The sequence below is a fragment of the Neisseria sp. HMSC070F02 genome (genome assembly GCF_001814225.1).
Classification (GTDB): domain Bacteria; phylum Pseudomonadota; class Gammaproteobacteria; order Burkholderiales; family Neisseriaceae; genus Neisseria; species Neisseria meningitidis.
Map to the genome: position 1 here is coordinate 1 of NZ_KV815407.1, position 19,405 is coordinate 19,405.

The following is a 19,405-nucleotide window of genomic DNA, read 5'->3' on the forward strand; positions in this document are numbered from 1 at the left end:
CGATACCGATGCCGTCTGAACCTTCAGACGGCATGAGACCTTTGCCTGCGTACTTGGTACGCTGGTCGCCTCCGAACATGGCGCGACACCCGACATTTCCGCCGAACGCATCGGGCGTTTCATGAATCCGGTTTAAAACGCATGGAAAAATGCCGTCTGAAAGCCTTTCAGACGGCATTTCGCTTGAGATTCCGTTTACCAATGGCTGACAAACGCTTCCAAATCGGTATTCTTGGGCTTATGCACTTCCTCTGTCGGCGTGCCGACCATCATCAGCCCGATGATTTTATCCTTATCCGCACATCCGAAAGCCTCACGCAACAGGGGGCTGTTGACCCACATCCCCGTAATCCAGACATTGTCGAAACCTTGCGCCGTTGCCGCCAGTTGCAGCGCATACGCCGCACAACCCGCCGTCAGCATCTGCTCCCATTCCGGTTTCGGCTTAGGCACATCGCGGTTCGGCGCAAACGTTACACCGATAACCATCGGCGCCATATTGCCCACTTTTTCCGCCTTTTTCATCGCATCGTCGCCGAAATTCAATTCGGCAACCGTTTGCTTTAACACATCGCGAAAACGTTGCAATCCTACCTCGCCTTGAATCACGGTAAAACGGAAGGGGCGCATATTGCCGTGATCGGGAACTTGGGTTGCCGCCTGAAATATTTGTTCCAACTCCGCCGCATCGGGGGCGGGGTGCTTCAGCTTTTTGGAAGATCGGCGGTTCGTCAATAATTTTAAAGCATCCATATCGTTATACTCCGGTCATCGGTCGGGTGTTCGGACACATATGCCGTCCGAAGGCTTCAGACGGCATATCCGGCATCAGCGCGGACGGCGGCAGGCTGCCAATATATCCATTTCCTTCCGATAGGTTTGGCTGTTGGAAATGTCCATCAGCCCCAATACCGTGCTGAAATAGTGGTCGTGCGAATATTCGTTTTCCGCCGCTTTTTGTTTGAGGCATTGGAAATCTATGCCCCCGTGTTGGCGGAAGGCTTTGGAAAACCACATAACCATCGGGATATGCGTCTGCCCGGAAGGCGCGATGGCGTAAGGCGCGGCGTGCAGGTACATCCCGTTTTCGCCCAAACTTTCGCCGTGGTCGGAAACATAATGCACCACGCTTTCCAAATCGTCGCGGTTTTCAAGTTTGCGGATAACCTTGTCGATAAACTGGTCCACATACAAAACCGTATTGTCGTAAGTGTTGACCAGCGTGGCGCGGGTGCATTTGTTGATTTCGTTGGTGTCGCAGGTCGGCGTGAATTTGCGTTCGGCTTCGGTATAGCGTTCGTAATACGTCGGCCCGTGGCTGCCGATGGTATGCAGGATTAAAACCGCGTCTTTATCGTTTTTGTTGAGGACTTCGTCGAACTTAGTCAGCAGGATATTGTCGAGGCACTCGCCGTTGCGGCAGTATTCGGGCAGGTTGAGCGAGGTAACGTCGGTATTCGGCACTTTGCCGCACACGCCCTTGCAGCCGGAATCGTTTTCCAACCAAGTAACTTCCACGCCGGCGCGCTGCACGATGTCCAGCAGGTTGTCTTGGTGTTCGGCTTTGATTTCGTCATAATCCGTGCGGTCGAAGGTTGAGAACATACACGGCAGGGAGTGCGCGGTCGATGTGCCGCAGCTTCTGACCTGCGGGAAATTGACAATTTCATCGCCGCGCGCGGCAAGCAGCGGCGTAGTTTGGCGGCTGTAACCGTTCAAACCCCAGTTGGCGGCACGCGTGGTCTCGCCCACGACCAGCACCACGAAACGGCGCAGGCTGCCGGCCGGCCGGTTTTGCACGACCGCCATATCCAATTGCGTATAAGGAATATTGGAACGCTTCCAATCTTTGTATTTCGACACGCCCGCGCCGATGAAATTAGACGGCACAATCAGATGGGTTACTGATTTATTGTTGCGGAAAAACGAGGCGTAATCCTGATATTGCAACATTGCGATGCCCAACGCGCACAAAAAGGAAACGGCGGCAAGCACAAGGCGCGTCAAAAACTCCTTATACCAAACGCGGTATTTAACCTTGACGGCGATATACGCCAGCGCGGGCAATACGCCCAAACATACAATCCACAGCACATAGCCCGGCGTAATCAGGCGCGCGCTTTCGGCAGCCGTAGTTTGCAAGACATTATTCAACATCGACTTGTTGAAATAGATATTGAAAAATATTTCTTGGTAAGACACCGCCGCACTGATAACCAATATCAACGGAATCAATACCTTATGCACGAAAGGCAGGGCAATGACGTGAAAAACGAAATTACTTAAAAAAAACAGCACCACCGGCATCGTATAGAGGAAGATATCCGCCCCGGTGCCGTTAAAAGGATGAAGCTCGACAACTTTGGCAAAAAAGGCGTAATTCAATACCAGCGAGGAATACAGGGAAAGGAAGGCAATCAGCGCGGAAGAGCCGAGCTTCGGCCTCAGGTTCGGTTTTATCATTTGGAATGTGTCGGATAAGGGTTGGAAAAGGCATCCGGCATTTGGAATCCGGATTATTGAAAAAGATTCTTAATTATAAGGCAACGGAGCAAAGCAGGGCAAGAAAACGGCGGCTGTGCGGGGGGTTCCGCCCGCCATTCAAACGTCCGGCAGACATAAAAACATCGTAAGCAAGATTCGAACCGGTCTGCAACCGCCCCTGCCAGAAAAACGGGCAAAGCATTTCATATTGGAAAAACCCGGCCGCGCCGCCGACGGGACAGTCCGGCACAAACAGCATCACGCTCGGATTGAAAAGGACGGATAGCCGCCGGCAGCACAATCTTACCACCTCCAAAACGCCGCCGGAGAACGCCGAAACAGCCGATGCCGTCTGAAGCCGCTTCAGACAACATCGGGACATCAACCGTAACGCCGTTGGAAATCGCGCATAAAATCCGCCAAAGCCCGCACGCCTTCAAGCGGCATCGCATTATAAATGCTGGCACGCATACCGCCGACGGTTTTATAGCCCTTAAGCAGGCACAAGCCCTGCAATTCGGCTTCCAGCACAAAACGGCGGTCAAGCTCCTCATCCCCCGTTTGGAACACGACATTCATTTTAGAACGCGCATTCGGACGGATACGGTTGATATAGAAACCGCCGCTGCCGTCTATCGTCTCATACAAGGTTTGCGCCTTCAGCCGATTGACCGCTTCAATTTTTTTCACACCGCCCTGCGCCTGCAGCCAGCGGAACACCAGCCCCGACATATAAATCGCGTAAGTTGACGGCGTGTTGTACATACCTTCGCGGTTCAAATGCGAACGGTAGTTGAACACATCGGGAATATCGTTCGGACAACGCTCGAGCAAATCCTCACGCACAATCACCACCGTAACCCCTGCCGGCCCGATGTTTTTCTGTGCGCCTGCGTAAATCAGTCCGTAGTCGGCAACATCAAACTCGCGCGACAAAATCTCGCTGGACATATCGCACACCAGCGGCGGCATGCCTTCTGAAAGGCGCGGCACTTCACGGTATTGCAGCCCGTTGACCGTTTCATTGACGGCAAAATGGACAAACGCCGAATCGGGTGCAACATCCCACGTTTCCACAGGCGGCAGGTCGAGATAGTCGAACTGCTCGCCGCCATGCGCCGCCAAACGGATTTCCGTATCGGTCAAACGGCTCATCTGTTCATAAGCGATACGGCTCCAGTTGCCCGTTACCACCGCGTCGGCAGTGCGGAAACCGTGTGCCAGATTCATGGCTGCCATATTAAATTGGGTTGTTGCTCCACCCTGCAGAAACAATATCTTATAGTTGTCAGGCACTTTCAAAAGCTGCCTCAAATCCTGTTCCGCATGATGCAGGATGCTCAAAAACATTTCCGAACGGTGGCTCATCGCCATCACAGGAAAACCCGTACCGTTGTAGTCCAACATTTCCTGCCGCGCCGTTTCCAACACGGCTTCGGGCAATACGGCAGGGCCGGCGGAAAAATTGTAAATCGGATAAAGAGACATAATGCAGCCTTGATTCTGAACAATAACCCGCCCGATTTTAGGCTTGCAGCAGGCTTTGTGCAAGGATGGGAAATACCTGTCCTCCGCCCCGCTTCATGCCGCCCGAACACGGAAAACAACATCAATATATTGATTTACAAATATAAAAATCATGCTAGCGACAAATAGATACATTTGTTTTGTCAACAATATTCACGATTTCCCATTACAAACCTCCCTTACACCCGCTTTTTTCCGTCCCAAAAACACAAAATAAATCAACACTTTCATTTCTCCGCAAAAGCGGTTATAATCACGCCGATTTTTCAACTTTGACGAAAAATGGCCACGGGGCCATTTTTTTATTATGTACATAGGGAGCAGCATGGATATCCAAACCATCCTCGAAAAAACCCTGCCCGGCCTGGGCTACGAACTGGTCGATTTCGAACTGACCGCGCAAGGAACATTGCGCGTGTTCATCGACAAAGAAAGCGGCATTACCGTCGAAGACTGCGCAACCGTCAGCAACCACTTGAGCCGCGTCTTCATGGTTGAAGACATCGACTACAAAAACCTGGAAATTTCCAGCCCCGGACTCGACCGCCCCTTGAAAAAAGCCGCCGACTTCGTGCGCTTTGCCGGTCAGAATGCCAAAATCAAAACCCGCCTGCCGATAGACGGTCAGAAAAACTTTATCGGTAAAATCGAAGGCTGCGAAAACGATACCGTTACCGTATCCTTCGACGGCAAAACCGTACAAATCGAATTGGGCAACATCGACAAAGCCCGTCTGCGCCCCGAATTCAAATTCTAAAACACAACAATATTGGAGATGTTCAAAATGAGTCGTGAAATGTTACAGCTGGCAGAAGCACTGGCAAGCGAAAAAAACGTTGATGCGGAAGTCGTCTTCCAAGCACTGGAATTCGCCCTGTCTACCGCCGCCAAGAAAAAGGCAGACCGCGAACACATGGACGTGCGCGTCCAAATCAACCGCGACACCGGCGAATACCAAACCTTCCGCCGCTGGCTGATTGTCGCCGATGAAGACTATACCTATCCCGATGTCGAAAAAACCATCGAGGAAATCCAAGAGGAAATTCCCGGCACTACCATCCAAATCGGCGAATACTACGAAGAGCAGCTGCCCAACGAAGGCTTCGGCCGCCAAGCCGCGCAAACCGCCAAACAAATCATCCTGCAACGCATCCGCGATGCCGAGCGCGAGCAGAATCTGAACGAGTTTCTCGCCGTCAAAGAAGACATCGTGTCTGGCACGGTCAAACGCGTCGAACGCCACGGCATCATCGTCGAAGTCGTTGCCGGCAAACTGGACGCGCTGATTCCGCGCGACCAAATGATTCCGCGCGAAAACTTCCGCAGCGGCGACCGCATCCGCGCCCTCTTCCTGCGCGTCGAAGAAATCGGCAACACCGGCCGCAAACAAGTCATCCTGAGCCGTACTTCCGGCGATTTCCTCGTCAAACTGTACGCCAATGAAGTACCTGAAATTGCAGACGGCATGCTTGAAATCCGCGCTGTCGCCCGCGACCCGGGCCAGCGTGCCAAAGTCGCCGTCAAAGCCAACGACCAGCGCATCGATCCGCAAGGCACCTGTATCGGCGTTCGCGGTTCGCGTGTCAATGCCGTCAGCAACGAATTGTCCGGCGAGCGCATCGACGTTGTCCTTTGGTCGCCCGAGCCTGCCCAATTCGTCATGAGCGCGCTCTCACCCGCCGAAGTCAGCCGCATCGTCATCGACGAAGACAAACACGCCGTCGATGTCATCGTTGCCGAAGACCAGCTCGCGCTCGCCATCGGACGCGGCGGTCAAAACGTGCGCCTTGCTTCCGACCTGACTGGCTGGCAGCTCAACATCATGACTTCCGCCGAGGCAGACGAACGCAATGCGGCAGAAGATGCCGCCATCCGCCGCCTGTTTATGGATCACTTGAACGTGGACGAAGAAACCGCCGACGTACTGGTTCAGGAAGGTTTTGCAACCTTGGAAGAAGTCGCCTATGTTCCTGCCGCCGAACTGCTTGCCATTGAAGGATTTGACGAAGAAATCGTCGATATGCTCCGCAACCGCGCCCGCGATGCCATCCTGACCATGGCGATTGCCGCCGAAGAAAAACTGGGCGAAGTGTCCGACGATATGCGCAACCTCGAAGGCATAGATGCCGATATGCTCCGCAGCCTTGCCGAAGCAGGCATTACCACCCGCGACGACTTGGCAGAGCTTGCTGTGGACGAACTGATTGAAATCACCGGTGTAAACGAAGAAACCGCAAAAGCCGTCATCCTGACCGCACGCGAACACTGGTTTACCGAAGACAAATAAAGGGGGTACAGATGAGTAACACAACCGTAGAACAATTTGCCGCCGAGCTGAAACGCCCCGTCGAAGACCTGTTGAAACAGTTGAAAGAAGCCGGCGTCAGCAAAAACAGCGGCAGCGATTCCCTGACGCTGGACGACAAACAGCTTCTGAACGCCTACCTGACCAAGAAAAACGGCAGCAACGGCGGTACCATCAGCATCCGCCGCACCAAAACCGAAGTCAGCACCGTTGACGGCGTAAAAGTCGAAACACGCAAACGCGGACGCACTGTCAACATTCCTTCTGCCGAAGAATTGGCAGCACAGGTAAAAGCCGCCCAAACCCAAGCCGCACCTGTCCGGCCGGAGCAGACGGCAGAAGACGCGGCAAAAGCCCGAGCCGAAGCTGCCGCACGTGCAGAAGCCCGTGCCAAGGCAGAAGCGGAAGCGGCAAAACTGAAAGCGGCAAAAGCAGGCAACAAAGCCAAACCTGCCGCGCAGAAACCCACCGAAGCAAAAGCCGAAACCGCACCCGTTGCGGCGGAAACCAAACCCGCCGAAGAAAGCAAAGCGGAAAAAGCCCAAGCCGACAAAATGCCGTCTGAAAAACCCGCCGAATCCAAAGAAAAAGCCGCCAAGCCGAAACACGAGCGAAACGGCAAAGGCAAAGATGCCAAAAAACCGGCGAAACCTGCCGCACCTGCCGTGCCGCAACCCGTGGTCAGCGCAGAAGAACAGGCGCAACGCGATGAAGAAGCACGCCGCGCCGCCGCACTTCGCGCCCACCAGGAAGCCCTGTTGAAAGAGAAACAGGAACGCCAGGCACGCCGCGAAGCCATGAAACAACAGGCAGAACAACAGGCAAAAGCCGCACAGGAAGCCAAAACCGGCAGACAGCGTCCCGCCAAACCTGCCGAGAAACAGCAGGCAGCCGCGCCAGCCGTCGAAAATAAACCTGTCAATCCGGCAAAAGCGAAAAAAGAAGACCGCCGCAACCGCGATGACGAAGGTCAAGGCCGCAACGCCAAAGGCAAAGGCGGAAAAGGCGGACGCGACCGCAACAATGCACGCAATGGCGACGACGAGCGCGTACGCGGCGGTAAAAAAGGCAAAAAACTCAAACTCGAGCCGAACCAACACGCCTTCCAAGCACCGACCGAACCTGTCGTACACGAAGTTTTGGTGCCTGAAACCATTACCGTTGCCGACTTGGCACACAAAATGGCAGTCAAAGGCGTGGAAGTGGTCAAAGCCCTGATGAAGATGGGCATGATGGTTACCATCAACCAATCCATCGACCAAGACACCGCCCTGATTGTCGTCGAAGAACTCGGACACATCGGCAAACCCGCCGCCGCCGACGATCCCGAAGCCTTCTTGGACGAGGGCGCGGAAGCGGTGGAAGCCGAAGCATTGCCGCGTCCGCCCGTCGTTACCGTCATGGGCCACGTCGACCACGGCAAAACCTCGCTGCTGGACTACATCCGCCGTACCAAAGTGGTACAGGGCGAAGCGGGCGGCATTACCCAACACATCGGTGCATACCACGTTGAAACCCCACGCGGCGTGATTACCTTCTTGGATACTCCGGGTCACGAAGCGTTTACCGCCATGCGTGCGCGCGGTGCGAAAGCAACCGACATCGTGATTCTTGTGGTCGCCGCCGACGACGGTGTGATGCCGCAAACCATCGAAGCCATTGCACACGCCAAAGCGGCAGGCGTTCCGATTGTGGTTGCCGTCAATAAAATCGATAAAGACACTGCCAACCCCGAACGTATCCGCCAAGAACTGACCCAACACGAAGTCATCCCCGACGATTGGGGCGGCACGGTTCAATTCATCGACGTTTCTGCGAAAAAAGGAACGAACATCGACGCGCTGCTCGAAGCCGTATTGCTCGAAGCCGAAGTATTGGAACTGACCGCACCTGTCGATGCGCCCGCCAAAGGCATCATCGTTGAGGCGCGCTTAGACAAAGGGCGCGGCGCGGTTGCCACATTGCTGGTTCAAAGCGGTACGCTGAAAAAAGGCGATATGCTGCTGGCCGGTACCGCATTCGGCAAAATCCGCGCGATGGTCGATGAAAACGGCAAATCCATTACCGAAGCCGGCCCGTCCATCCCGGTCGAAATCCTCGGCTTGTCCGACGTACCGAATGCGGGTGAAGACGCGATGGTATTGGCGGACGAGAAAAAAGCGCGCGAAATCGCCCTCTTCCGCCAAGGCAAATACCGCGACGTGCGCCTTGCCAAACAGCAGGCGGCGAAGCTGGAAAATATGTTCAACAATATGGGCGAAACCCAGGCCCAATCTTTGTCGGTCATCATCAAGGCAGACGTTCAGGGTTCTTACGAGGCTTTGGCGGGCAGCCTGAAAAAACTGTCCACCGACGAGGTGAAAGTGAACGTATTACACAGCGGCGTGGGCGGCATTACCGAATCGGATGTCAACCTTGCCATCGCGTCCGGGGCGTTCATTATCGGCTTTAACGTGCGTGCAGATGCCTCTTCGCGCAAACTTGCCGAAAATGAAAATGTGGAAATCCGCTACTACAACATCATCTATGATGCCATCGACGACGTGAAAGCCGCCATGAGCGGTATGCTTTCCCCGGAAGAGAAAGAACAGGTTACCGGTACGGTCGAAATCCGTCAGGTCATCTCCGTTTCCAAAGTCGGCAATATTGCAGGCTGTATGGTTACCGATGGTGTGGTCAAACGCGATTCCCATGTCCGCCTCATCCGCAACAACGTGGTTATCCATACCGGCGAGCTGGCTTCGTTGAAACGCTATAAAGACGACGTAAAAGAAGTCCGCATGGGCTTTGAGTGCGGTCTGATGCTCAAAGGCTACAACGAGATTATGGAAGGCGACCAACTGGAATGCTTCGACATCGTCGAAGTTGCCCGCAGCCTGTAATTCCTTTGCAAATAAAATGCCGTCTGAAGCCTTCAGACGGCATCGGAAAACGGGTTCTGTATCATACAGAACCCGTTTTTTGTCGCAAATCGGCTTCAGCGACCCTCCTGCCTTATCCCGATTTGAATCTGACTTGCCATACAAACAGGCTTCAGACGGCATTATAGTGAATTAAATTTAAACCGGTACAGCGTTGGCTCGCCTTGCCGTACTATTTGTACTGTCTGCGGCTCGCCGCCTTGTCCTGATTTAAATTTAATTCACTATATTTTCCCGACAGGCGGATTTGAAGTTTCTCCACATATCCGGCGCGTTCGGTACGGCTGGTTTCGGGGCGGTACGTATTGAGCGACGACCATTTCCAATGACTGCGGGCTTTGTTGAGTTCGGGCGGGAGTCTGGCGGCGTCCCACGGGGCTTTGCGGCTGTGCAGCTCGATATCCGACTGTGCCGCGTGTCCGCGCGTTTGCAGGACGTGGAGCAAATCGAGGGCGCGGGCGGCGAGCAGGGTCAAGGTTTCAGGGTCGGTGTGCAAGGTTTGGCGGCCGGAGAGTTTGTCGGAAATGGTGCGGGTATTGGGCAGGATGCCGCCCAAAAAGCCGCCGATTGCCGTACCCAATCCGAGCGAGCCGCCGAGTGTGGCGATGTCCAGCCCCAAGCCGATGAGCGCGCCGGTTGCCGCGCCCGTGCCGGTGCGGATGCCGTATTGTTTGAGCAATTCGCTGTCGAACGGGTCTTGGCGGAAGGCTTGCGGCATCCAGTCGCCGCCGTCGATTTCGCTGTGGTAGAAACGGTAGAGGGCAAACAGCCGCTGCTGCATCTGCCGTTCGAGTTGGCGTATTTCCGCCTGCATGGTTTGCAGCACGGTGGCGGTATCCTCGTTTTCGTCCACTTCCTGCCTGAAGGCGGCGGCATCGAGCAGGAAATCGGCGATTTCGCGGCGCGCTTCGCCGTCCAGCCGCTGCCATTCGCGCCGGCGCATGGCTGTCAGGCGGTCAAGTGTGCTGCGTTCGGGCAACATGGTGGCGAGGTTTTCCCACAGGCGTAGTTCGCCTTCAAAATCAAAGGCGACGGTGTCGAACCCTGCGAAAACGTGCAGGTTTCTCCTCGCCAGCATGGTTGTCCACGATTCGGGAAGCTGTCCGCCGGTAAAGTTGAACACGGGCATAACCGGTTTGGCACACCATGAAAGGATGGTCAATTCATCCCGATATTTGTCGAGGACGGGTTCGCGCGCGTCGATGACGTACATTGCCATATCGCTTTGCAAGACTTGCCGTAAGACTTTGGCTTCCTGATTGAAATCATGGTGCGCACCGTGGCTGCCGAGAAACTGTTGCAGCCGCTCGATGCCGTCTGAACGCGTATCCGTATGGGTTTCCAGCCATTCCAAAACACCGCCCGCGTCTTCGAGTCCGGGCGTGTCATACAGGAAAACCAGCATGTCCGCGCCGTCGCTGATGGCGGCTTCTTCGACATGGCGCGTAGTGGACGGGGCATTTTTGACTTCGCCGAAGCCGCTGTCGCGCAATAGGGTGCGCAGGAGCGAGGTTTTGCCGGTATTGGTATGCCCGACGACGGCGAGGGAAAGGGGTTGTTTGTTCATGATGTTTTTGAAGAATGGATTTTCAGACGGTCTTTTTTCAGAATGGCGGCTTAACAGAACATTTCAAGTGAGTTTATTGGTCTTTCAAACGCCCTTCCTGCGCCGCCCTGTCAGGCTCAAGCCACGCCGCGCCGCATTCGGCCAGCGCGTTACGCCAATGTCCCAGCTTTTCCGAAAGGTCGTCTGAAAGCCCCTGTTCCGCCAAAAGCTGCACCACCGCGCCGCCCTGCGCCGCTTCCGAAAGTCGGACAATCTGCCGCAGCACGCCCCGGTCCGGCACAGTTTGGGCGCGCACGCCGATAAGCAGTTGCGCCGGTTTCTGCTTCAGCTCTGTCTCCAGCGCGGCAACCTGTTCCCGATTGGTGGCAACGCCCTTATCCAGCCATTCCTGTGCCAGCCTGCCCTCGAACCACGCGCCGTCCTGCCATTCGGTTTCCAGCATGACCGCCCATTTCGGCGCATCGTTCAAGACGATTTTCGGCGAAACGGCGGACACGGTTTCCCGACGCGTATCCGCATCGACGATTTGCGTCTGCCAGCGGCGGATGACCGCCTGATAATAGGGCTTTTCCAAATCCAAGCCGTTTTTGCTTGTTTTCAAAAGGATTTTACACACCACCCAAGCCAAGAAGCGCGGCAGGATGCCGTAGCAGGCGATACTGCCGACCAGCAGCCCCGACCAAGCCTGCGCATCGGCAATATTGCCGTTCAGACGACCTTCAACTACCGCCCGCGCATCGGGGACAGGGAAACCGAGTTTCGACGGCAGCCATGCCAACATTTCCACCAGCCGTACCGAAGCGGCATTGCTCAACAGCGTGCTTTCCCAGTTGAACGTATATTGCCGCACCAAAAGCAGCAGCAATACCGACACCAGCATTCCGAGCAGCGTGCAGAGCCACAGGCTGTGCGACGTTGCGCCTATTTTCCAACGTACCGAAGGTTGCCGCCACTCGTCGGCATACAGCCGCAACACCGCCTGATTTACAGGGTCTCTGCCCCGAAACCACGTCGCCGGACTGCTGAAAAAACGCCCCACTTTCACGCGCAGGAACAACGTTGCCAACCATACTGCCAACATAAGCGTATTCATGCCCAACACGCCCGCCAAAACCAAAAAGAAATTCAGCCCCTGATTGTCCATTAGAAGATAAGTGCTTGAAAAACCGGTAAAAAATGCAAACGTCGCTGCTGCCACCCACAACCAGAACGACCCCGCACGCACACGTTCCAACGTCTCCCGCAGCATACGGTTCCTGTCAATCATCTCCGCCCGACGGATGATTTTTTCCTCCGTACTGCCGTCCACGCGGCGCAAAGCCTCCGTCGCCTGCACGGGATCGCCGCTGAAAATAAAGCCGCCTTCTTCCAAAATACGGACCAGCTCAACCAGTTTTCGGGATGGATTCAACATAAAATGCCGTCTGAAAATAAAAAACAGATTTTAACACACGCATTTTCAAGAATATTCACAGTGTAGGCAAAGAGTAAATCCCACACAGAGGCAAAAGTATCGGCGTAAACTGACTGCCTCTACTTTCCCGAAAGATTGTGCGATGTATACAGGCGAACGCTTCAATACTTACAGCCATTTGAGCGGTTTGATTCTGGCGGCGGCAGGTTTGGTGCTGATGCTGCTGAAAACCATAGGACACGGGGACGGCTACCGTATCTTCAGCGTATCGGTTTACGGCATCAGCCTTCTTCTGCTCTATTTGAGTTCCTCGCTGTACCACGGAATTGCAGCCGGAAAACTGAAAAGCATTTTGAAAAAAACCGACCACTGCATGATTTATGTCCTGATTGCCGGAAGCTACACACCGTTTGCACTGGTTTCTTTGAGAAACGGGCCGGGCTGGACGGTATTTTCACTGTCCTGGCTGCTGGCGGCTGCAGGAATCGCACAAGAACTCACCATCGGACGGAAAAGCGAAAAACGTCTGCTGTCTATTGTGATTTATGTCGTCATGGGTTGGATGGTCTTGGCGGTAATGAAATCCCTGACAGCCTCACTCCCGTCGGCAGGACTGGCTTGGCTGGCGGCAGGCGGTATGCTGTACAGCGTCGGCATTTACTGGTTTGTAAACGATGAAAAAATCCGACACGGGCACGGAATCTGGCATCTGTTCGTATTGGGCGGCAGCATCACCCAATTTGTCAGTGTGTACGGTTATGTAATCTGAATGCCGTCTGAAAAACAAAACCTCCCGATCCTGAAGATTGGGAGGTTTTCTGTTTGCCGGACATCAGCCCTTGTCGTGGAACTCGTGGAATTCATACGGATAAGACAAATCCCGACCCGCTTTTTTTTGTGCCAAATAATCATCATAAATGGCACGGATTTCCTTACGCAGCAAGAACAGGGCAATCAGGTTGGGGATAACCATAAAACCGTTGAACATATCCGACAGGCTCCAAACCAAATCGACTTTGCCGAGCGTACCCAAAACAATGGCAAGCAGAACCAATGCGCGATAGATGCCCAAGTGTCTTCCCCTGAAAAGAAAACGGATGTTGGACTCGCCGAAATAATACCAGCCGATAATGGTCGTAAAGGCGAAGAAGGTCAGACACACGGCAAGCAATTGCGAACCGAAGCCCGGGAATGCCTTGTTAAAGGCAAATTGAGTAACCGCCGCACCCTGTTCGCCCGAAAGGTTGGCATCGGTCAGCAGGATAATCAGCGCAGTTGCCGTACATACCAAAATCGTATCGATAAACACACCGACAAATGCCGCCATACCTTGCTGCACCGGATGCTTCACATCCGCAGTCGCGTGGGCGTGCGGAGTCGAACCCATCCCCGCCTCATTGGAAAACAGACCGCGCGCCACGCCGAAACGTATCGCTTCGCGCATACCGATACCCGCCGCACCGCCCAAAACGGCTTCGGGATTGAAGGCGGCGGTAAAGATGTGGTTGAACATCGGCACAATATGGTCGGAAAATTCAAACAGGATAACGACGGCGCACAAAATATAAACAACCGCCATAAACGGCACGACAAACTGGGCAATATTGGCAATACGGTTCACGCCGCCAATCACAACCATGCCCGCAAGGACGGCAAGCACAATACCGACTGCCAAAGAAGGCACATCAAATGCAATGGTAACGGCAGAAGCAATGGAGTTTGCCTGTGTCGCATTACCGATAAAGCCCAATGCGATAATCAACGCAATGGAAAAGAAACCGGACAAAAAACGCGCCGCGCCCCTGCCGATTTTCGGAGTCAGACCGTGGGTGATGTAGAACGCCGGCCCACCGATGTATTTGCCGTGGCTGACGACGCGGTATTTCTGCGCCAGCAGTGCCTCCGCAAAAATCGTGGACATCCCCAAAACGGCAGAAACCCACATCCAAAAAATCGCGCCCGGCCCGCCTGCGGTGATGGCGGTCGCCACGCCGGCGACGTTGCCCGTACCGATTTGCGCAGATATGGCAACCGCCAACGCCTGAAACTGCGATAAAGACTTGTCGTCTTTATCGCCTTTGGCAAACAAGCCGCCGAATACGGATTTGAATCCCGCGCCCAGCTTGGTAATCTGCGGCGCACCGAGATACAGCGTAAAAAACAGGCCGATACCCAAAAGCGCGTAAATCAGCAGGTAGTCCCAAAGAAACCGATTGACTGTACCCACCAGAACAGACAATATATTTTCCATAAAATAAACCTTATCTTACAATTAAAATGACTGCCTTCCAAAAGACATTCCAATAAGGAAACACGGCGAGCAGACCGTATTTGCCGCAACAGATGCCTTAAATTGTCAACAATCGGGGAGAAGCTGCGCCATCATACCGTAAAATATCGTTAATTAAAACATTTCTTTATTTTTAAGCGGAAAGCGGAGGAAATCGCTTTCAGACAGCATAGACAACGGCACGGCATAAAACAGGATATTTTGGGTACTTGCAACTTATGTTAAAATGCCGACCGTAAAAAATCTGACAAAAACAGATTAATTATTTGAAATAAGAAAGGAAATTTATGGCAGGCCATAGCAAGTGGGCAAATATCCAGCATAAAAAAGCCCGTCAGGATGCCAAACGCGGCAAAATCTTTACCCGTTTAATCAAAGAAATCACCGTTGCGGCGCGTATGGGCGGCGGCGACCCCGGTTCAAATCCGCGCCTGCGCCTGGCTTTGGAAAAAGCAGCCGAAAACAATATGCCCAAAGACAATGTGCAACGTGCCATCGACAAAGGTACGGGCAACTTGGAAGGCGTGGAATACATCGAGTTGCGCTACGAAGGCTACGGCATCGGCGGCGCGGCTTTGATGGTGGACTGCCTGACCGACAACAAAACCCGCACCGTTGCGGACGTACGCCACGCGTTTACCAAAAACGGCGGCAACTTGGGTACCGACGGCTGCGTGGCGTTCAACTTCGTGCATCAGGGCTATTTGGTATTCGAACCCGGCGTTGACGAAGACGCGCTGATGGAAGCGGCTTTGGAAGCCGGTGCGGAAGACGTGGTTACCAACGACGACGGTTCCATCGAAGTCATTACCGCGCCAAACGATTGGGCGGGCGTAAAATCCGCTTTGGAGGCGGCAGGTTACAAATCCGTTGACGGCGACGTTACGATGCGCGCCCAAAACGAAACCGAACTCTCCGGCGACGATGCCGTCAAAATGCAAAAACTGATTGACGCGCTGGAAGACTTGGACGACGTGCAAGACGTTTACACTTCCGCCGTATTGAATTTGGACTGATACGCAGCACAGCAGACATACAATAAAATGCCGTCTGAACCTTTCAGACGGCATTGATTTATTTAGCCCTTGCCCACGCCCACCAAACCGTCAGGACAACCGCCAGAAAATACGCCGCGCTCCAAACAGGCAAAGCAACCCCTAACAGATAATCCGGTTCGGCACAATTTCCGAACCCGCGCACGACAGGCTCGAACCAATCAAACAAAGGCCAGCCCTTCAATCGAAACGTCCACGGCGCGCCGCACGAAGGAGCCGTACCCGGCGGCAGCGACTGCAGCCACAACTGATATGCCGCAACAGAAATACCCGTAACGGCCGGAATACTGATAAAGACAGCACCGAACAAACCGCCCGCCCTTCTTCTTGGTCTGCACATCAGGACAATTGCCGTACACAATGCGGTTGCCAAAACGCATAACCGCTGACTGATACACAAAACGCAAGGCTCCATACCCAAAACATACTGTGCCGCCAAAGAACCGGCAAATGCACAGACCGAAACGGCAAACAGCAGCCAAACGGCTTTTCTAAATAACGGGGTCATTTTCTCAACACACCAATCAAAATACCGATATGCCGATTTTGCTGGATATATCCCGAGATGGCAAGGGACGAATCGACACCGGCTCAGGTGCGGACGATTTCGGTTTTCCCCGATATGCATAAAACCTGACAAGGGACAAAACGGCGATTTGCCCGCACAATGCCCGCAAAAAAATACATCTAGAGGATTTGAATTTCGGCAAATTTAGCGAATCAAAAGTTTATTTCAATGAAATTATATGATTTTTTTGAATAAGCGGATTGACAGGTTTTTGAAGGAATTTGTTACCGGATAGCCATCGGGCAAGTTTTTTGCAAAATTTGAATCGGTCGGGTAAATTTTCAAAAAATAATTGACAGCGGATAAGAAACGGCGGATAATTCTCGCCGTCGAGTTGCTTGATGCAGCTTGATTTTTCTCCTCTATTTCTCCTTTGTAGACTTGGCACACATTCAACCGGATGTGTGCATTTTTTTATCTCCGCTTTTTTTGAAATTTAATTACTTTTATTGTTTGAAATTCCATTCTTTAAGAAATTTAACAAGAAAAACGCTTGCTTTTTGACCGGAAAAGCTGCATAATTCATTCCGTTAGCTGGTTCGAGTAGTCAGTTAATAGTTTCTCCTCTATTTCTCCTTTGTAGACTTGGCACACATTCAACCGGATGTGTGCATTTTTTTATCTGAAGCAACAAGCCTCTGTGCGTGATGTTGTTATGTTTCATTTAGGTGTCAAACCGCATAGCCAGCCTGAAATATTCAATCCAAATCCAAAACCGGATTTTCTTTGACCTCCTCCATCACAACATAACTCCTACTCTCCGAAGCGGCAGGCAGTTGCAATAGGATATTGCCTAGCATATCCCGATAGGCAGACATATCGGGCAAACGTACTTTAATCAGATAGTCGTATTCGCCCGACACCAAGTGGCATTCCATAATTTGCGGAATTTTCAGCACTTCTTTTTTGAAATCTTCGAAAATATTGCCCGATTTGGATTGCAGCTTCAGCTCGACAAAAACCAATAGCGGTTTGCCCAACAGATGGGGATTGAGGTGGGCGTGATAGCCGGAAATATAATGTTCCCGCTCCAAACGGCGCACCCTCTCTGTAACGGGCGTGGTGGACAAGCCTACCTTCTCGGCAAGCTCCGTCATCGGGATGCGGGCATTCTGTTGGAGGATCTTAAGAATGCGGAAATCGATTTTATCTAGTTCTTTCATTTGGATTGCCTTGTATTTATTATTGATTTTAACAAATAGAGTATATAGTGGATTAACAAAAACCAGTACGGCGTTGCCTCGCCTTACCGTACTATTTGTACTGTCTGCGGCTTCGTCGCCTTGTCCTGATTTAAATTTAATCCACTATATATTTGGGAAAGCGATTATATCAGGAAAAGCAAACCGCCTTCCTACCTAAAAACTGCTGCTTCGGCTTGAAGATACAAGGGTCTTTAATATTTTAAAAGCCTTGCCGTTGGATTATAATTCCCTAATTGATTTCTTAATTTTGCTAATAAACACTTGTTTGGTAAGGAATGAATTTATGCGCCCTTTGAACGTGCAGATCAGGTTGGGCAACCTTAGGCACAATTATCGGATTTTGAAGGAAATGCACGGAGGCAAACTGTTGGCGGTAGTGAAGGCCGACGCATACGGACACGGTGCGGTCAGATGTGCTTTCGCGCTGGCAGACTTGGCAGACGGCTTTGCCGTGGCGACAATCGACGAGGGAATCAGGCTGCGGGAGAGTGGCATTACCCATCCGATTGTCCTTTTGGAAGGCGTATTTGAAGCATCAGAGTACGAAGCGGTCGAACAATACTCGCTCTGGCCGGCAGTCGGAAACCAATGGCAACTTGAGGCTTTGCTTTCCCGCCATTGGAAAAAACCTGTCAAGGTCTGGTTGAAAATGGATTCGGGAATGCACCGTACCGGATTTTTCCCTCATGATTACGCTTCGGCATATGCGGCATTGAAGCAGTCGGAATATGTGGACAGTATTGTCAAGTTCTCGCATTTCTCCTGTGCGGACGAACCCGAAAGCGGTATGACGGAAATACAGATGGAAGCATTCGATTTGGGTACGGAAGGGCTGGAAGGCGAAGAAAGCCTTGCCAATTCGGCGGCTATTTTGAATGTTCCCGAAGCACGCAGGGATTGGGGGCGCGCGGGCTTGGCGTTATACGGCATTTCCCCGTTCGGAGGCAGCGATGACAGGCTGAAACCCGTGATGAGGCTTTCAACCCGTATTTTTGGCGAACGCGTTTTACAGCCGCACTCCCCTATCGGTTATGGCGCAACATTTTATACCAGCAAATCTACGCGCGTCGGTCTGATTGCCTGCGGTTATGCGGACGGTTATCCGCGCCGCGCCCCAAGCAATTCCCCCGTCGCCGTCGACGGTAAATTGACCCGGGTCATCGGCAGGGTCTCTATGGATATGATGACCATCGAGCTGGACGCTTCGCAAGAAGGTTTGGGACACGAGGTCGAACTGTGGGGCGATACGGTCAACATCAATACTGTTGCCGAAGCGGCCGGAACCATCCCTTACGAATTGATGTGCAATATCAAACGTGCAAAATTCACTTATATCGAGTAATCAAGTCCAAACAAAAATGCCGTCTGAAGCCTTTCAGACGGCATAAATGCGTTTTGACAAAATCAGTATAGTGGATTAACAAAAATCAGGACAAGGCGACCGAAGCCGCAGACAGTACAGATAGTACGGCAAGGCGAGGCAACGCCGTACTGGTTTAAATTTAATCCATTATAAAAGACATTGCCAAATAGAAAATACTGATAATGCCCACAATCTGAAACCCCATCCTTCCCGCAAAAACGGAAAATCAAAATCAGAAACCTAAAATTTCGTCATTCCCGCGCAGGCGGGAATCCGGTTTTTTGAGTTTCCGTCATTTCTGATAAATTCTCGTCGTTTTTCATTTCTAGATTCCCGCCTGCGCGGGAATGACAAAATTAAAGTTTCAGAATTTATTTGAACAACAAACTAGATTCCCGCTTTCGCGGGGATGCCGGCGGATAGGTTTTGTTGTTTCGGATAAATTCCTGTTGTTTTTTGGTTTCCAGATTCCCACCTTTAAAAGAATGACGTAAGAAAGCAGAAATAAGGACACAGGGATTTTTTATAGTGGATTAACAAAAATCAGGACAAGGCGACCGAAGCCGCAGACAGTACAGATAGTACGGCAAGGCGAGGCAACGCTGTACTGGTTTAAATTTAGGGGCTGTCCTAGATAACTAGGATAAACTCGGTTTTACTAATTGTTTTAAGATGGAACAAGAACTTTTATCTCACTGTTGTTAAA

Annotated in this window: 14 protein-coding genes and 2 pseudogenes; 7 read left to right on the forward strand and 9 right to left on the reverse strand. The window is 52.4% G+C overall.

The window, feature by feature from the left end; genetic code table 11:
• Positions 1–195: 195 nt before the first annotated feature.
• From HMPREF2959_RS04505 to serC, 4 genes and pseudogenes are all read right to left on the reverse strand, one after another.
• Positions 196–753 (reverse strand): nitroreductase family protein, encoded by a 558-nt coding sequence (locus tag HMPREF2959_RS04505; RefSeq protein WP_002212693.1) that lies wholly within the window; start codon positions 751–753, stop codon positions 196–198.
• Between the two features lie 75 nt (positions 754–828).
• Positions 829–2,463, reverse strand: a complete 1,635-nt coding sequence (locus HMPREF2959_RS04510) for a phosphoethanolamine transferase (protein WP_002218943.1) — start codon at positions 2,461–2,463, stop codon at positions 829–831.
• 69 nt (positions 2,464–2,532) lie between these two features.
• Positions 2,533–2,866 (reverse strand): annotated as a pseudogene (locus tag HMPREF2959_RS04515) (hypothetical protein).
• Complete coding sequence (serC, locus tag HMPREF2959_RS04520) at positions 2,866–3,972, reverse strand: phosphoserine transaminase (protein ID WP_002218941.1); 1,107 nt, start codon at positions 3,970–3,972, stop codon at positions 2,866–2,868. Before serC ends, HMPREF2959_RS04515 begins: the two are co-directional and overlap by 1 nt.
• Before the next feature lie 364 nt (positions 3,973–4,336).
• On the opposite strand from serC, the gene rimP reads away from it, so the two are divergent.
• The 3 genes from rimP to infB are packed head-to-tail and all read left to right on the forward strand — an operon-like array spanning position 4,337 to position 9,198.
• A complete protein-coding gene (gene rimP / locus HMPREF2959_RS04525) occupies positions 4,337–4,768 on the forward strand; it encodes a ribosome maturation factor RimP (RefSeq protein ID WP_002218939.1) in 432 nt (143 codons plus the stop codon).
• Between the two features lie 27 nt (positions 4,769–4,795).
• A complete protein-coding gene (gene nusA / locus HMPREF2959_RS04530; protein ID WP_002225001.1) occupies positions 4,796–6,298 on the forward strand; it encodes a transcription termination factor NusA in 1,503 nt (500 codons plus the stop codon).
• An 11-nt stretch (positions 6,299–6,309) separates the two neighbouring features.
• Positions 6,310–9,198: a translation initiation factor IF-2 gene (gene infB / locus HMPREF2959_RS04535; protein WP_002243743.1), complete on the forward strand. Its 2,889-nt coding sequence runs from the start codon at positions 6,310–6,312 to the stop codon at positions 9,196–9,198.
• A 211-nt stretch (positions 9,199–9,409) separates the two neighbouring features.
• Here infB and HMPREF2959_RS04540 read toward each other — a convergent pair whose 3' ends face one another.
• Together HMPREF2959_RS04540 and HMPREF2959_RS04545 are read right to left on the reverse strand one after the other, a co-directional pair.
• Positions 9,410–10,804 carry a GTPase/DUF3482 domain-containing protein gene (locus tag HMPREF2959_RS04540; RefSeq protein ID WP_002243744.1) on the reverse strand — a complete coding sequence of 465 codons (1,395 nt, stop codon included), beginning with the start codon at positions 10,802–10,804 and terminating at the stop codon, positions 9,410–9,412.
• 73 nt (positions 10,805–10,877) lie between these two features.
• Positions 10,878–12,218 carry a DUF2868 domain-containing protein gene (locus tag HMPREF2959_RS04545; RefSeq protein ID WP_002243745.1) on the reverse strand — a complete coding sequence of 447 codons (1,341 nt, stop codon included), beginning with the start codon at positions 12,216–12,218 and terminating at the stop codon, positions 10,878–10,880.
• Positions 12,219–12,360: 142 nt separating this feature from the next.
• Here HMPREF2959_RS04545 and HMPREF2959_RS04550 point away from each other — a divergent pair, with 142 nt between their 5' ends.
• The gene (locus tag HMPREF2959_RS04550; protein ID WP_002226166.1) at positions 12,361–12,987 is read left to right on the forward strand and encodes a PAQR family membrane homeostasis protein TrhA; all 627 of its coding nucleotides are present in this window, start codon (positions 12,361–12,363) and stop codon (positions 12,985–12,987) included.
• Between the two features lie 63 nt (positions 12,988–13,050).
• On the opposite strand, the gene HMPREF2959_RS04555 is transcribed toward HMPREF2959_RS04550, so the two are convergent.
• A complete protein-coding gene (locus HMPREF2959_RS04555) occupies positions 13,051–14,469 on the reverse strand; it encodes an alanine/glycine:cation symporter family protein (RefSeq protein ID WP_002218931.1) in 1,419 nt (472 codons plus the stop codon).
• Between the two features lie 326 nt (positions 14,470–14,795).
• Between HMPREF2959_RS04555 and HMPREF2959_RS04560 the strand changes: the two genes are divergently transcribed.
• The gene (locus tag HMPREF2959_RS04560) at positions 14,796–15,524 is read left to right on the forward strand and encodes a YebC/PmpR family DNA-binding transcriptional regulator (RefSeq protein WP_002216723.1); all 729 of its coding nucleotides are present in this window, start codon (positions 14,796–14,798) and stop codon (positions 15,522–15,524) included.
• A gap of 58 nt (positions 15,525–15,582) precedes the next feature.
• On the opposite strand, the gene HMPREF2959_RS04565 is transcribed toward HMPREF2959_RS04560, so the two are convergent.
• Together HMPREF2959_RS04565 and HMPREF2959_RS04575 are read right to left on the reverse strand one after the other, a co-directional pair.
• Positions 15,583–16,071 carry a disulfide bond formation protein B gene (locus HMPREF2959_RS04565; RefSeq protein ID WP_002243746.1) on the reverse strand — a complete coding sequence of 163 codons (489 nt, stop codon included), beginning with the start codon at positions 16,069–16,071 and terminating at the stop codon, positions 15,583–15,585.
• Between the two features lie 758 nt (positions 16,072–16,829).
• On the reverse strand, positions 16,830–17,294 hold the full coding sequence (locus HMPREF2959_RS04575; protein ID WP_002216720.1) for an Lrp/AsnC ligand binding domain-containing protein: 465 nt from the start codon (positions 17,292–17,294) through the stop codon (positions 16,830–16,832).
• A 325-nt stretch (positions 17,295–17,619) separates the two neighbouring features.
• Here HMPREF2959_RS04575 and alr point away from each other — a divergent pair, with 325 nt between their 5' ends.
• Together alr and HMPREF2959_RS13495 are read left to right on the forward strand one after the other, a co-directional pair.
• Positions 17,620–18,678: an alanine racemase gene (alr, locus tag HMPREF2959_RS04580; RefSeq protein WP_002229782.1), complete on the forward strand. Its 1,059-nt coding sequence runs from the start codon at positions 17,620–17,622 to the stop codon at positions 18,676–18,678.
• A 57-nt stretch (positions 18,679–18,735) separates the two neighbouring features.
• Positions 18,736–18,849 (forward strand): annotated as a pseudogene (locus tag HMPREF2959_RS13495) (IS5/IS1182 family transposase); the annotation flags it as partial.
• Positions 18,850–19,405: the final 556 nt, after the last annotated feature.